This is a genomic window from Limnobaculum zhutongyuii (assembly GCF_004295645.1).
Taxonomy (GTDB): domain Bacteria; phylum Pseudomonadota; class Gammaproteobacteria; order Enterobacterales; family Enterobacteriaceae; genus Limnobaculum; species Limnobaculum zhutongyuii.
Genome location: NZ_CP034752.1, coordinates 554,562 through 570,869 on the forward strand (window position 1 = coordinate 554,562; position 16,308 = coordinate 570,869).

Below are 16,308 nucleotides of genomic sequence, written 5' to 3' on the forward strand. Positions count from 1 at the left end.
TCTGACCGTCAGCGGTGGCAGCACTCATCTGCAGCAGGGGCAGACGGTCACCGTCACCATTAACAACATTGATTACACCGGCACCGCGGGAGCCAACGGCAGCTGGAGCGTAACGGTACCGGCAGCCGATGTACAGGCGCTGTCGCAGGGCAGCGTGGCTATCGCAGTGAAAGCGCAGGATATCGCCGGTAACCCGGCCAGTACTTCAGACAGCTTTATGGTGGATACGCTGGTTAACCTGACGGTGGGGGTGGTGGCGGGTGATGACATCATTAACGCCGCCGAAGCCGGTGCGCCGGTGGTGGTCAGCGGTACCGCTGATGCTGCTGATAGTGGTCGTATAGTCACGGTGACGCTGGAAGGCACCAGCTATACCACCACGGTGCCGGTGGCGGATTTGAACAATATTACTGACGGTGATTATCAGGTGACGGCAACGGTGAGCGACGCGGCGGGTAATCCGGCGTCGGACAGTAAGCCGCTGGTATTGATCACCGACAGCGCCAGTCTGCCAACCCTGAGCGTCGATCCGGTGACGGCGGACGATATTGTCTCGGCGAATGAGAGTCAGAGCGATCTGACCGTCAGCGGTGGCAGTACTCACTTACAGCAGGGGCAGACGGTGACCGTCACCATTAACAACATTGATTACACCGGCACCGCAGGAGCCAACGGTAGCTGGAGCGTGACGGTGCCGGCCGCCGATGTGCAGGCGTTGTCGCAGGGCAGCGTGACCATCGCAGTGAAAGCGCAGGATATCGCCGGTAACCCGGCCAGCACTTCAGACAGCTTTATGGTGGATACGCTGGTTAACCTGACGGTGAGTGTGGTGGCGGGCGACGACATCATTAACGCCGCCGAAGCCGGTGCACCGGTGGTGGTCAGCGGTACCGCAGATGTGGCCGACAGCGGTCGTATAGTCACGGTGACGCTGGAAGGGACCAGCTATACCACCACGGTACAGAGCGATGGTCGCTGGAGTCTGTCGATTCCGTCGGCGGATATCAGTGCGCTGACCGATGGTAAATACACAATCAATGCCAGTCTGGCTGACGCGGTAGGCAATACTATTTTGGTGGAGCATGACATCACGATAGATGTACATACTAATCTGCCTGCTTTGACCATCGATGCGTTTACCGGAGATAACTACATTAACGTGTTGGAGATCACTCAGCCGATGACGGTTACAGGGACTACACACAACGTCGAAGAGGGCCAAATAGTCACTATCAACCTTAACGGTCAGAATTATTCGGCAACAGTACAGGAAGATGGAACCTGGAGCTTAGTGGTTCCGGCAGGGGACATGGGAGCCTTATTGGACAGAACCTATACTGTAACAGGTAGCGTCTCGAATGTGGTTGGCAATTCAGTAACGATTTTGGGTGGACTTACGGTAGATACTCAGATTGCGTTGGTGATTGATACTGTTGCCGGTGACGATATTATTGATAATACTGAAGCAGCCTCGCCCGTGACGATTAGCGGAACTGCATCGGCAGATGATGTTAATGCGACTGTTACGATAACGCTTAATGGTGTGGACTACACGACCAGGATACAAGCAGGAGGCCTCTGGAGTGTAGATATCCCGGCGGAGGATATTCAGGCTCTTCCCGATGGCCCTTATACTCTGACAGCCAGTTATACTGATTTTGCCTCAAATAGCATTACTGTCGATCACAACATTACCATTGATGCATCAGCCCCTCTTACGCTGACGATTAACGATATTAGTGATAACAACTATATAAACTCCACTGAAATTAATCAGGATTTACTGATTAGTGGCACCTCTACTGGTGTAGCGGCAGGTCGAACCGTCACTATTACTTTCAACGATATTGAGTATACGACTACCGTTCAGTCAGATGGTAATTGGAGTTTTACTATTCCTGCTTTGGCTGTGGGAGCAACTCCGGATAATGTTTATGTTGTATCCGCAAGCGTGACTAACAGCAGCGGTACTGAAGCAACCGCTGAGCATGTGGTTATCGTAGATACTTACATCGCTTTAACAATTGAACCGTTAACCGGAGATGACATTATTAACTCTGCAGAGCTAACCGGACCGGTAAGAATATTCGGTATTGCTTCCGGAGATGATGTTAGTTCGGTTATCACTCTGACCATGGGATCTTTTACCTATACTATCAACCCAAATCTTAGCGGTGCCTGGAGTTTTGATCTTCCTGCTGCTGATTTACAGAGCCTTGGTAGCGGAAATTTTGTATTACATGCCACTATGGGTGATTTATCTGGTAACACCATAGAGATTGACCACCATTTTACGATTAATACCAGCACGCCGGCATTGGCTATCGACCCCATTACCGGAGATGACTATATCAATGCACTGGAAGTTAATTCACCTATTGCTATTGGTGGTAGTACCATAGGCGTAGAAGCGGGACAGACAGTAACCATTACGCTGAATAATATCGCCTATACGGCTGTAGTCGAGGCCGATGGCCGTTGGAGTATGAATATTCCGATCGGAGATATACAAGCCTTGTCTGATAATGCTTACCAGATAACGGCTACCGTCAGTACGCTTGGGGGCAGTGAGGCGGATACCAGCAGAGTATTAACCTTTATGACTGAAACCGTAAACCAGCCAACGCTGAGTATAAATTTGGTGACAGCAGATAACACGCTTAGTGCAAGCGAGATAACCAGCGACTTAATTATTACCGGAACCAGTACTCATATTCATCCAGGGCTGAATATTCTGGTAACGCTAAACGGCGAGATTTATTCAGGTCAGATAGGTGGTAACGGTAGCTGGCAGATAGCGGTACCGGTCGCTGCGCTGGAAGCATTACCACAAGGCACAGTGGCTTTTGAGGTGACTGCGCAAGATATAGCGGGAAATTCTGTCACACAAAATGGTAATTTTATTGTTGATACCAGCGCCGCGAAATTATCAACACTATTTTCTCTGATGGCTACCGAGCAGAATATTGATAGTTATCACCTTAATGAAGATCCAAAAACAGCCGGTGAAAATACTGACGTTAATCTTAATGGCATGAATGACCAGACGTTGGGTTATTCTCTTATCGACCTGATTGAGCCGACACAAAGTGGATCTCAAGCTAACCGCTCGGTTAATAGTGCCAGTTCAGGAGAGTTATCACCTCATTTGTCTGATAGCACTGAAAACAAAGAAGGATTGCACAGCACTCTCCTAATCTCTGCTGAAGATGAAGATAGCGGTTATATCACGCTATTTAACAGTTCAGAAGAAATCAGAAATGCCAGCGTTCAGCATACGGTAGAGAGTCAATCTTTTGATGTATACCATAGCGTATCGTTGGGGCTGGATAATAGTTTAGTTCAGGAAAACATATACATGTAGATATATGATGGGGTTTGCTTATCTAAAAAAAAGAGGACACTTAATAGTGTCCTCTTTGGGTATAAAGCCTTTAAAACGGCTTTATACCCTGTTCAGAGAGAAGCCAATCAGAAACTATATTTAATCCCAAATATTGCCTGAGTATCGCTATAGCCTTCGCCGCCGATTTGCTGGCCAATGCTACCCCACATATTCAGGTTGTTGTTCAGGTGAGCTTCTAAACCAACCTTAACTTCCCCGATATTACGGGTTCCGGCCTGATAGTCGGATACGCCATTCATCGCTACGCCAAAGTTTTTGCTGTTATAGATCCAGTTGGCTTCCACAAACGGTTGGAATACGCGACCGGTGCTATCGTCAATTTCGCTGTGCCCCTGACGATAAGCGCGTAAACCTAAGCGGGTCGACAGATTGTCTCCGTTACCAGTGACTTTGGTGCCGTTTGCTTCATAGTGTTTATCCGCATGGATACCCATCCAGGTGACTTGAGCTTTTGGTTGTAACCAGTAACTCACGCGTTCACTTTGGCCCATTTTAAAACTGTAGCCCGTTTCAAGCGAAGCTAACCAGCCTTTAGAATCGTAGTTCTCTTGTGCCAGGCCATCGCCCTGAACCGTGTTATCAAACCAGGCATACTGCACCCAACTGTCAACATAAAGTCCGGACTTATCAGCCTGATTGGCGTACCAGGTGCCATACAGACCCAGAGCATAACCATCCACTTTGTTTTTGGAACGGTAAGCGCTGTATTTGGCATCGGTATTACCATGCGAGTCGCCATAACCAGCCATAACGCCTAAGTTAAGACGATCGAGGCCATCGGTGCTCCACTGCGCGACATCTCCACCGATCTGTACCACATAGCGGTTAGTTTGAGTTTTTGCCTGACCTGACTGAGTTCTGCTGCGGTTATGACCACCTTCCTGGCGTAACCACATACTGGTGACCTTGGTTTCACCAGTTAAGTAATCGGTATATTGAGTTTCGCCTAACCGATCGTGTAAACGAGACAGGAACATGGTGTTGGCTGCTGCCAGGTTAGCAATATAGGCACCACTTTCCGGACGCATAACCTTGATACCACCGTCGCCTCCGCCATCACCTTCATCCGGCTGCTCCGGGGTTGGTGTTGGTGTTTCTGGTTCAACAGGTGGTTCTGGCGTTTCTGGATCGGTAGGTACTTCAGGTTCAGTTGGCGGCTGCGGCACGTAATTCACCAGATACCAATTGTTACCTGATTTTGCTACATCATATTCATAAGCACCGGCAACGATACGTCCACCTTTAACAAAAGCATCATCCGTTGAGCCCTGAGTAGTAATAATTTCAATACCGTCAACGGTTTCTCCGCCAATCCCGCCCGCGTTATTGATCATCACATATGTCAGACCAGACGCCTGACCTTCGATAATCACCTTGTCAGTTTCAGAGTTATCATCGCCTAAAACTGTGTCCAGTATCAGCGAGCCACCATTACCCACATAATCATGTGAGATGGTCAGGCGAGTATTGGTCTGCGCACCCGTTCCGCTCAGGGATACTGTCCCTGCGTTGTGCATCGAGTCGATAGTTTGATCGTAGTCGTTCAGATTCAACAGGCCGTTTTGCTGAACGTCATGGAATGAGTTAGCACTGAATACATTAACTCTGGCTGCCTGTAGCTCACCGCCATGAACGGTGGTTGAACCAGAGTAAGTATTACTAACTTCAGCCAGCGTTTCATCAACAGGATTAAGAATAGTTACGCCGCTATAAACATTAACGTCACCTAAGCCCTGAACGGTGCTCTCCATTGGCGTATCAAAAATATAGTCAGTATTGCTATGGTTAAAGTTAACGCTTCCCTGGCCTTCTCCAAACAGAACTTTGCTGACATTAAGATAACCAGCTTCACTGACGGCATCACCCAGCAGAGATCCAATATAGAGAGCGCCGGTGGAGTTGGTGTTTTTGGCTATAGAAAGCAAGCCTTGTTCACCAGTGACCTGATGGTCATAGTAGGAACCAAGTAAAGGATCATAGGTAGCAAATTCATACATCTGGGTTGCATTAACCGTACCCTGATTTTTAACCACCAAGGTTCCCTGACCAGAGTAGCCAACATTGATCTCACCAACTATGGATTCAGTATTAATTACGTCATGTTCGTTAATACCGTCGCCATCATAATCAGCAAGCTCTTTTTTGCCCATGATGCCGGCAACATTCAGCGTGCCATTATCCACGGTGACAAAACCGGTACCGCTGTTATGACCAATAACAAATGCCGCTTTTTCAGGCGTCAGTGCATCTATTGTTGGCGTATCATTACCTTCGTAATATCCGACGGCATTGATATAGGCTTCATCGTTAATGAATACTTGTCCAACGCTGTTCTCTCCGGAGCCAACAATGGTACCGGTATATAAGGCTGCACGGCTGGTTGCCGTTCCATCGCTATTTTTTCCACTAACAATCAGCGTTCCCTGACCACCGTTGTATCCAACAATAGCCTGTGCAGTACCAATATTGGTTTCGTCAAAGATTTCACTATCAGGAGGTAGGTAGGCTGAATATCCGCCACCCAGCAGTTTGCCACCGCTTAATACGGAGACTTGTCCTGATGAGTTGGTGCCATCGCCAATAAACAGTTTTGAATCAGCATTAATTCCAAAGCCCGTACCAATAATATTGAACTTGCCGTCTCCGCCATCATAACCGACGGTAATATCCTCTCTTGTCTCCATAGAATGAGAGTTTGGATTCTGTTGGGCTAAAGTTTTACCGGAGCTTAGCAGGGTGACTTCACCTACGCTGTTGGTGCCACTACCAATAGTGATTTCACTGCTGTTCTGACTCCAGACCAAATAGTCGGGCGCCTTTTCAAAAATGATAGAGGCGTTTCCGCCGGCATGGCCAACAATATATCTCTCGGCTCTACCTATAGAATGGGGATTAAACCAATCCCATCCATCAATAGGGGTGTGAATGGTTTGGTCAGTATTACCGATGATGATGGTTGATTTTTCACTGTCATCGTAGTTGATATTCCAACTATCCTCTTCGTGATAATCGGTGCCAGTATTGTTCCACTCTGCGCTGAAAGAAGCGCTACTGGTAGCAGGATAGATAGACAATGCGGTCATCACTAAGATGGCGATGTCCGTTTTTTTGATTTTTTTCATCCCTGATACTCTCCACAACGATAGAAAAATTTATCCAAATGACCTGATAAAAAATGAAGTCATAATCTCTCTCCGCACAGACTCATCTATGATCGGAATGATGCTTCATTAAAAAGTCAGAGTCGCAACTGTTTAGCTTTAGCTTATTAGTCGGCTAATAATAAATTATGAAATAGAAATCAATTCATTTGATTTCATGTTCAACATGTTTGCAGGAGGTGTGTTTTGTAAATAATTCATTATTTATCAAATTTATATCCTTATGTAGCTTCCATTGAATTATATATATCAACAAGATTGAGTAGGTGATTAATTCATCTGTATAGCAACGCTTTTATAATAATAGAATAAATGTTAGTCAAATATCAATAGTTCTTATCTATTCTTTGGATAGATAACGGCATTATTTACTTAATTTTACTCAATGATGTTTATGTATTATTCAGTCTTGAATGATTATATTTTGTTGAGATTATGTTATTTTTTTAATTTCGCTATTGGAATTTTCTATATTTATTTAATTGTTTTAATAAAATCATTAAGTTATCAGAAAATACATTTGTATAATATCAATTTAAATGTGTGTTATTTTATTATATGAAACAGTTTAATAAGCTGATTTTCTATCATGGTAATTAAGTTGATATACTGTTAATTAAAACAAAAGTCCCATAATTGCAGGACTTTTTTGTGTTCTAAATTGGTATTATTGATGGCAATTATCAGTTTGATAACTCAGCAAATTTGGTTCGAATCTCTTCTTCCGGTAAATCAATACCGATGAATACCATGGTGCTTTTCTGTTCTTCATCTGAAAGCCACTCACGATCCCAGTCAGCGTTATACAGGCGTTGCACGCCCTGAAATAGCAAACGGCGTGGTTCATCTTTTATCAGCAAAATTCCTTTATAACGCAGCAAATTATCAGCAAATTTCACCAGAAGATTTTCCATAACTTCTGATATTTGCATCAGCTCAACCGGTTGATCGTGATAGATCACTATTGACTGAATATTATTCTGCGGTAGGGGGATACGACGAAAGATCGGTGTTGGTGCTGCAACATCTATTTTGTCATTGAGCACAAAACCTTCGATATTGAATAACACACTGAGATCGATATTGCCATGTGTCACTTTATGAATGGAGGCACGAGCATTCATGAACTGTAGCCGTTGGATCAGGGCGTCGTTATCGGTTGCTACATCGGTTTTGGTCAGCAAAATGCGATCGGCATAGCCTACTTGTGCTTGTGAGATAGTAAACTGGCTCAATTGCTGGTCGGCATGTACTGCGTCGACTAATGTGAGGATGCCATCTAATAGAAAGCGTTGGCAAATAAGCTCATGGGCAAAAAACGCTTGAGTAATGGGACCCGGATCGGCCATACCGGTACATTCGATAATCAGACGGTCAAATTCCAATTGATTTTTATCTACGCCATCTAGCAAATCCAGCAGGGCGTTTTCCAGTTCATCTGATTTACTGCAACAAATACAGCCGTTGCTGAGGGTGGTGATACGGCTGGCACGATCGCCAATAATGGTGTTGTCGATCGGTACTTCACCAAATTCATTTTCAATAACTGCGATTTTATAACCGTGATTTTCATTCAGAATGTGGCGTAACAGTGTGGTTTTACCTGCACCCAAAAAGCCTGTCAGGATCGTGACTGCAATGGGTTTCATATCGCATCCTTAGTATTTATTAGCAGCAGCGCATTCCGCCTTTACCGTCTGCACCATAGCGGGCATCCTGGCGTTCGCGGAAAAACTCTTCATAAGTCATCGGCGTTTGCTCCGGGTGAGTGAGCTTTATATGCTGAACGTAATTATCATAGTCAGGCACGCCAATTAACATACGTGCTGCTTGCCCCAGATATTTACCAGCCTGACCGAGATTTCCAAACATGTTGTTCTCCAGGAAAATACGCTACAGAGATTATCGATAAACCTGATGGATAATGGGCGCAGTGTTTGCTGCGCCCATGAATATCAGATCTAAGTTGTTTTGAATATGACACCATTTACATGAAACATATCCATTACATCATATTAGTGGTGTGAAGAAATCTGAATTCCACCTTCAGGAACTGGCACAAAAGGCGTTTCCTGATCGGTACGTTCTGGTTTCTTACGTGCAGCCATCGCGGTTTTGATACCGTAGAAAATGATGCTGTAAACCACTAACAGGAACAGGATGCTTAAACCAGCGTTAGTGTAGTTGTTGACTACAATGTGGTTCATGTTAGCAATCTGTTGTGCTGTCAGATTAGCGCCACCTTCAGCGATCTTCTGCTTATAGTTGTTAGCCTGGAAGAAGAAGCCTTCAAGCTGTGGATTGTCGCTCAGCAGCTTTAAGCCCAGTGCATAAGTGGTAATGATCAGCAGCCAAACCGCTGGAATCACAGTAACCCAAATGTACTTGGTACGCTTCATCTTAATCAGTACAACGGTACTCAGAACCAGTGCAACAGCTGCTAGCATCTGGTTGGAGATACCGAACAGAGGCCACAGGCTCTTCACGCCGCCTAATGGATCCACGACGCCTTGATACAGTAAGTAACCCCAAAGACCAACACAACCTGCTGTACCGACAATACCGGCAACCAGAGAATCGGTTTTCTTCAGGAATGGTATGAAGTTACCCAACAGGTCTTGCAGCATGAAGCGGCCAGAACGAGTACCAGCATCCAGAGCAGTCAGAATGAACAGTGCTTCAAACAGAATACCGAAGTGGTACCAGAAGCCCATGTCCGCAGCAGGAATGATTTGATGGAACACGTGTGCAATACCAACAGCTAATGTTGGAGCACCACCAGCACGGTTCAGTACTGAAGGTTCACCGATGTCTTTAGCGGTTTGCAGAATTTGCTCAGGACTGATTACGAAGCCCCATGAGCTAACGGTTGCCGCAGCATGGGTAGTCACATCACGCAGTGATTCCATGATCATTGGTGCATCTGCAGTACCCAGTCTGTGCAGGTCTGGCATGGTGATGCCTAACGCCGCTGGCGGGGTATTCATTGCAAAGTACAGACCTGGTTCAATAATAGAAGCCGCGATCAGAGCCATGATAGCTACGAAAGATTCCATCAGCATTGCGCCGTAACCGATAAAGCGAGAGTCGGTTTCGCAAGCTAATAGTTTTGGTGTAGTACCAGAAGAGATCAATGCGTGGAAGCCAGAAACAGCACCACAGGCAATAGTAATAAACAGGAATGGGAACAGTGAACCTTTCCAAACCGGACCAGTACCGTCAACAAACTGAGTTACCGCAGGCATTTTCAGGTCTGGGTTCAGGATCACGATACCAATTGCTAAGCCAACGATAACACCGATTTTCAGGAAGGTTGCCAGATAATCGCGTGGTGCCAGAATCAACCATACAGGCAGTAAGGCAGAGATAAAGGCATAACCAATCAGCGTATAGGTAATAGTGGTGTCTTTGAAAGTTAGCGCAGGGCCCCAGTATGGGTCATGGGCAATAACGCCACCGAACCAAATGGATGCAACTAACAGTACGATACCGATCACCGAAACTTCGCCCACACGACCCGGGCGTAAGAAGCGCATGTAAATCCCCATAAACAGCGCGATCGGTACAGTAGAACATACGGTGAACACACCCCATGGGCTTTCGGCTAAGGCTTTAACAACGATCAGAGCCAGTACAGCCAGAATGATGATCATAATCAGGAAGCAGCCAAACAGCGCGATAGTTCCCGGAACCGGGCCCATTTCCTTTTTGATGATCTCACCCAGTGAAGCACCGTTACGGCGTGAGGAGATGAACAGTACCATAAAGTCTTGTACTGCACCTGCTAATACCACACCGGCTAGCAGCCATAGGGTACCTGGCAGATAACCAACCTGCGCGGCCAATACAGGACCAACTAAAGGACCCGCACCAGCGATAGCGGCAAAGTGGTGACCAAACAGTACTTTTTTGTTAGTAGGTACGTAGTTCAGACCGTCATTATTAATCACGGCTGGGGTTGCACGGTTTGGATCCAATTGCATCACTTTAGAAGCAATATAAAGGCTGTAGTAGCGATATGCCACCAGATAAACCGATACCGAAGCAACGATAATCCACAGGGCACTGATGGACTCACCACGGCGCAGAGCAACTACGCCGAGGCAAGATGCACCGAGTATCGCCAACAATATCCATGGGATATGTTTTAATATTCCCTCTCTTTTCATGAGGTATCCTTTTTCTTCCTATCTGTAATAAATTGAGTGATTAGCCCGGTTATATGTCGTTTTAAGCAAGTCGTTGCCTGATCCGGACAAATGTCATTTCCACCCTAATAATAAGGGGGGAATATAATAGTGACGTCTCATTATCATGACCCGCGTCAAGGGATAACATCTCAATTTGGGTCAGCGGTTTGTTCTTAAGGCTAAGCGGTCAAAATCGAATGGTGAGTGGTTGAGTGTTTGGTTTACCGGTAGAACAATGGTGGCTGATTAATCGAATAGCGTGTTTTTGTGGGGGTATGACTTAGTCTGGCGATCTTTAAAATCAAATGAAGTGTTGTACCAACGGATAACGGATAAAATTTTGATTTCTTCTTGGGGAATCCGTATTATCAGCGCATCTAAGGTGTTTATATTGTCATTAAGTTATCGTATGCAAATATAAAAGATGCAGTCATTGGGTTCCGACAGGCAAAGCCGGTTAGTGGTTATTTATCATTATTAAACCAACCGCATTAGTATTTAAGGCCTGTTCCATAAGCATTACCTTTTGAACATTTGCGTTTTGCAGGTGGTTAGCGTATTATACGCATCGTTCGGACGCGGGGTGGAGCAGCCTGGTAGCTCGTCGGGCTCATAACCCGAAGGTCGTCGGTTCAAATCCGGCCCCCGCAACCATTTTCCCTAGTTTATTTTCAAATAGAGCAGCAACGGCTTGTTGTGGCTGTTTATTTGAAAAGATACTCACTGAGTCAGTAGCTCAATCGCTTTCTCAGTAACAGGGTCCAGTTGCAAAAAGCCCCGACTTATCGGGGTTTTTTGTTATTAGACAGCAGAATCACTGGGCTTTATGCCCTTTTTTTATGTCTTGGGGGTGGGGTTGGCCACGCTAGAGCAGAAGTTGACAGAGTTGATAAGCGCACCGGTGGAAGCATTAGGCTTTGAACTGGTTGGTATTGAGTTCATCCGTGGGCGTCAATCGACACTGCGTATCTACATTGACAGCGAAAACGGTATTAATGTCGATGATTGCGCCGATGTCAGTCATCAGGTCAGTGCGGTGCTGGATGTTGAAGATCCAATTACCACGGCCTATAACCTGGAGGTATCGTCTCCGGGTCTGGAAAGACCGTTATTCACAGCGGCTCACTATGAGCGCTTTATCAATGAAGACGTATCCCTGACTTTACGCATGGGTGTACAAAACCGTCGTAGATGGGCAGGCAAGATTAAATCCGTCGAGGGTGAAATAATAACTCTTGATGTGGAAGGTAAAGATGAAGTATTCGCTCTGAGCAATATTCAGAAGGCGAATCTGGTCCCCCACTTTTAGAGCTCATATGAGGCAACTAGATGAATAAAGAGATTCTGGCTGTTGTTGAAGCGGTTTCTAATGAAAAGGCGCTTCCTCGTGAGAAAATTTTCGAGGCGCTTGAAACAGCTCTGGCAACGGCAACTAAGAAAAAGTATGAGCAAGAAATTGACGTACGCGTAAGCATCGATCACCGTTCAGGTGATTTTGATACTTTCCGTCGCTGGATGGTGGTTGAAACGGTTACTCAACCAACGCGTGAAATTACGTTAGATGCAGCTCGTCTTGATGAACCTGAAATTCAGGTTGGCGATTACGTTGAAGATCAAATTGAATCGGTAACCTTTGACCGTATCACAACCCAGACCGCGAAACAGGTTATCGTACAGAAAGTACGCGAAGCTGAGCGTGCGATGGTGGTTGAACAATTCCGCGAGTACGAAGGTGAAATCGTTACTGGCGTAGTTAAAAAAGTTAACCGCGACAGCATCATTCTCGATTTAGGTAACAACGCAGAAGCGGTTATCGGTCGTGAAGATATGTTACCACGCGAGAACTTCCGCCCGGGTGACCGTGTACGCGGCGTGCTGTATATCGTTCGTCCGGAAGCGCGTGGTGCTCAGCTGTTTATCAGCCGCTCACGTCCGGAAATGCTGATCGAACTGTTCCGCATTGAAGTACCGGAAATTGGCGAAGAAGTTATCGAAATTAAAGCCGCAGCTCGCGATCCTGGTTCTCGTGCGAAAATCGCCGTGAAAACCAATGATAAGCGTATCGATCCGGTTGGTGCCTGTGTTGGTATGCGCGGTGCGCGTGTACAAGCCGTTTCAGGTGAACTGGGCGGTGAGCGTATCGATATCGTGTTATGGGATGATAACCCGGCGCAGTTTGTGATTAATGCGATGGCCCCCGCAGATGTGGCCTCTATCGTCGTTGACGAAGATAGACATACCATGGATATCGCTGTAGAAGCCGGCAATTTGGCTCAGGCGATTGGTCGTAACGGTCAAAACGTTCGTCTTGCTGCTCAGCTAACTGGCTGGGAACTGAACGTAATGACAACTGAAGAGTTACATGCAAAACATCAGGCAGAAACGTACGCTGCGATTGATGCCTTTACCAAGTATCTGGATATCGATGAAGATTTCGCTACCGTACTGGTACAGGAAGGTTTCTCATCTCTGGAAGAACTGGCCTATGTGCCGGTAAAAGAGCTGTTAGAAATTGATGGTCTGGATGAAGACACCATTGAAGCGTTACGTACCCGTGCTAAAAATGCGTTAACTACGCTGGCATTAGCGCAGGAAGAGAGCCTTGGCGACAACAAGCCGGCAGAAGATTTATTAGGTCTGCCTAATCTTGATCGTTCTATGGCGTACAAATTAGCTGCAAAAGGCGTTTGCACGTTAGAAGACCTTGCAGAGCAAGGTGTTGACGATTTGACAGATATTGAAGGCCTGACCAGCGAAAAAGCTGGTGAATTAATTATGGCCGCTCGCAATATTTGTTGGTTTGGCGATCAAGAGTAATCACTGTAGCAGGAAGGAACAGCATGTCAGAAGTAACCATAAAATCGCTGGCCGAAGAGATCCAAACTCCGGTAGACCGCCTGTTACAGCAGTTTGCTGATGCAGGTATTAAAAAGTCTGCCTCGGACTCCGTGACCCAGCAGGAAAAAGAGACCTTGCTGGCGCATTTAAACCATGAACATGGTGGTGCGCCGAGCAAACTTACGTTGCAACGTAAGACCCGTAGCACTCTGAGTATTCCAAGTACCGGTGGCAAAAGTAAATCTGTCCAGATTGAAGTACGTAAAAAGCGTACTTATGTAAACCGTGACTCACAAGAAGCTCAGGAAGCGGAAGCACAGGCTGCTCGCGAAGCTGAAGAATTAGCTCAACGCGAAGCAGAAGAGAAAGCCAAACGTGCTGCAGAAGAGCAGGCGAAACGCGAAGCTGAAGAGAAAGCTAAGCGTGAAGCTGCTGCTAAGAAAGCGGCTGAAGAGAAAGCTAAAGTGGCGACAACAGCGAATAAACCTGCAGAAAAGGCTGAAAAACCAGCCCAGACGGAAAAAGCCCGTCGTGAAGCAGAAGCAGCAGAACTGAAGCGTAAAGCTGAAGAAGAAATACAGCGCAAAGTTGAAGAAGAAGCAAAACGCGTAGCGGAAGAAGCGCGCAAAATGGCTGAAGAGAATGAAGGCCGTTGGGCGTCTGAATCTGTGGAAGAAGAAGTGGCTGAAGATTACCACGTGACGACTTCCCATCACGCTCGTGAAGCTGAAGACGAGAACGATCGTAAAGTTGAAGGCGATCGTCGTGCTCGCGGTGGAAAATCAGGCAAGCCGAAGAAAGGGAATAAACTCTCTGAATCGAAAGCTGACCGTGAAGAGGCGCGTGCCGTTACCCGTGGTGGTAAAGGTAAACGTAAGCCAAGCACCTTACAGCACAGCTTTAATAAACCGGCTCAGGTAGTAAACCGTGACGTAGTGATTGGTGAAACTATCACCGTTGCCGAGCTGGCAAACAAAATGGCAGTTAAAGGTTCTCAGGTTATTAAAACCATGATGAAACTGGGTGCCATGGCGACCATCAACCAGGTTATCGATCAGGAAACCGCTCAGCTGGTTGCTGAAGAGATGGGCCACAAAGTTATTCTGCGTCGTGAGAACGAGCTTGAAGAAGCGCTGATGAGCGACCGTGATACCAATGCAGCACTGGAGCCTCGTGCACCTGTTGTTACCATCATGGGTCACGTAGACCACGGTAAAACATCACTGCTGGACTATATCCGTTCAACCAAAGTAGCCTCCGGCGAAGCGGGTGGTATTACCCAGCATATCGGTGCTTACCACGTTGAAACTGAAAACGGCATGATCACCTTCCTGGATACTCCGGGACACGCCGCATTTACCTCAATGCGTGCTCGTGGTGCTCAGGCAACGGATATCGTTGTTCTGGTGGTTGCGGCAGATGATGGCGTGATGCCACAGACTATCGAAGCTATTCAGCATGCTAAAGCCGCGAAAGTTCCTTTAGTGGTTGCAGTGAACAAGATCGATAAGCCAGAAGCAGATATGGATCGCGTTAAGAACGAACTGTCTCAGCACAACGTTCTGCCTGAAGAGTGGGGCGGCGATACTCAGTTCATCCCTGTTTCTGCAAAAGTCGGTACCGGTATTGATGACCTGCTGAATGCAATTCTGCTACAGGCTGAAGTTCTGGAGCTGAAAGCAGTACGTGAAGGTATGGCGAGCGGTGTAGTTATCGAATCGTTCCTGGATAAAGGTCGTGGCCCGGTGGCAACGGTTCTGGTTCAGGAAGGTACACTGCGTAAAGGCGATATCGTTCTTTGTGGTTTTGAATATGGTCGCGTTCGCGCAATGCGTGATGAAGTGGGTCATGAAATCAATGAAGCCGGTCCATCTATTCCAGTAGAAATTCTGGGTCTGTCAGCGGTTCCTGCGGCAGGTGATGAAGCGACTGTGGTTCGTGATGAGAAGAAAGCGCGTGAAGTTGCTTTATATCGTCAGGGCAAATACCGCGAAGTGAAACTGGCTCGCCAGCAGAAGTCTAAACTGGAAAACATGTTTGCTAACATGGAAGAAGGTGATGTTTCTGAACTGAATATCGTTCTGAAAGCGGACGTTCAGGGTTCTACCGAAGCGATTTGTGAATCACTGCTGAACCTGTCTACTGATGAAGTGAAAGTGAAAATTGTTGGTTCAGGCGTAGGTGGTATTACTGAAACTGATGCTACTCTGGCAGCAGCTTCTAACGCTATTATCTTAGGCTTCAACGTTCGTGCAGATGCTTCTGCTCGTAAAGTCATTGAAGCTGAGAACCTGGATCTGCATTACTACTCGGTTATTTATGACCTGATTGGCGAAGTGAAACAAGCCATGAGCGGTATGTTAGCACCTGAATACAAACAGCAGATCATTGGTCTGGCTGAAGTGCGTGACGTATTCCGTTCACCGAAGTTTGGTTCCATCGCGGGTTGTATGGTAACTGAAGGTATTGTTAAACGTCATAACCCAATCCGTGTCTTACGTGACAACGTGGTTATCTATGAAGGTGAGCTGGAATCTCTGCGCCGCTTCAAAGATGATGCCAGCGAAGTGCGTAACGGTATGGAATGTGGTATTGGCGTGAAAAACTACAATGATGTTCGCGTAGGCGATCTGATTGAAGTGTTTGAAGTTATCGAGATTCAGCGTACTATCGCTTAATTCTGATGGCTTAAAGTAGTATCCATTTGGGGGGC

At 46.5% G+C, this 16,308-nt stretch carries 8 protein-coding genes and 1 tRNA gene; 5 read left to right on the forward strand and 4 right to left on the reverse strand.

Annotation, left to right across the window (positions count from 1 at the left end; translation table 11 throughout):
• The first annotated feature begins 1 nt into the window (after position 1).
• Entirely contained in the window at positions 2-3,364 is a 3,363-nt protein-coding gene (locus EKN56_RS02080; RefSeq protein ID WP_313770511.1) for an Ig-like domain-containing protein, read from the forward strand.
• 107 nt (positions 3,365-3,471) lie between these two features.
• Here the strand turns inward: EKN56_RS02080 and EKN56_RS02085 are convergent, their stop codons facing one another.
• The 4 genes from EKN56_RS02085 to EKN56_RS02100 form a co-directional block, all read right to left on the reverse strand.
• On the reverse strand, positions 3,472-6,528 hold the full coding sequence (locus EKN56_RS02085) for an autotransporter outer membrane beta-barrel domain-containing protein (RefSeq protein ID WP_130590289.1): 3,057 nt from the start codon (positions 6,526-6,528) through the stop codon (positions 3,472-3,474).
• A gap of 722 nt (positions 6,529-7,250) precedes the next feature.
• A complete protein-coding gene (gene yjiA / locus EKN56_RS02090) occupies positions 7,251-8,216 on the reverse strand; it encodes a GTPase (protein WP_130590290.1) in 966 nt (321 codons plus the stop codon).
• 19 nt (positions 8,217-8,235) lie between these two features.
• Positions 8,236-8,439, reverse strand: a complete 204-nt coding sequence (locus EKN56_RS02095; RefSeq protein ID WP_130590291.1) for a YbdD/YjiX family protein — start codon at positions 8,437-8,439, stop codon at positions 8,236-8,238.
• 143 nt (positions 8,440-8,582) lie between these two features.
• Positions 8,583-10,736 (reverse strand): carbon starvation CstA family protein, encoded by a 2,154-nt coding sequence (locus EKN56_RS02100; RefSeq protein ID WP_130590292.1) that lies wholly within the window; start codon positions 10,734-10,736, stop codon positions 8,583-8,585.
• A gap of 598 nt (positions 10,737-11,334) precedes the next feature.
• Between EKN56_RS02100 and EKN56_RS02105 the strand changes: the two genes are divergently transcribed.
• The 4 genes from EKN56_RS02105 to infB all read left to right on the forward strand — a co-directional run bounded on the left by EKN56_RS02105 (position 11,335) and on the right by infB (position 16,273).
• A tRNA-Met gene (locus tag EKN56_RS02105) sits at positions 11,335-11,411 on the forward strand.
• A gap of 202 nt (positions 11,412-11,613) precedes the next feature.
• Positions 11,614-12,066 (forward strand): ribosome maturation factor RimP, encoded by a 453-nt coding sequence (gene rimP / locus EKN56_RS02110; RefSeq protein WP_142665283.1) that lies wholly within the window; start codon positions 11,614-11,616, stop codon positions 12,064-12,066.
• 20 nt (positions 12,067-12,086) lie between these two features.
• Positions 12,087-13,574 carry a transcription termination factor NusA gene (gene nusA / locus EKN56_RS02115; RefSeq protein WP_130590294.1) on the forward strand — a complete coding sequence of 496 codons (1,488 nt, stop codon included), beginning with the start codon at positions 12,087-12,089 and terminating at the stop codon, positions 13,572-13,574.
• Positions 13,575-13,597: 23 nt separating this feature from the next.
• Complete coding sequence (gene infB / locus EKN56_RS02120) at positions 13,598-16,273, forward strand: translation initiation factor IF-2 (protein ID WP_130590295.1); 2,676 nt, start codon at positions 13,598-13,600, stop codon at positions 16,271-16,273.
• Positions 16,274-16,308 lie beyond the last annotated feature (35 nt).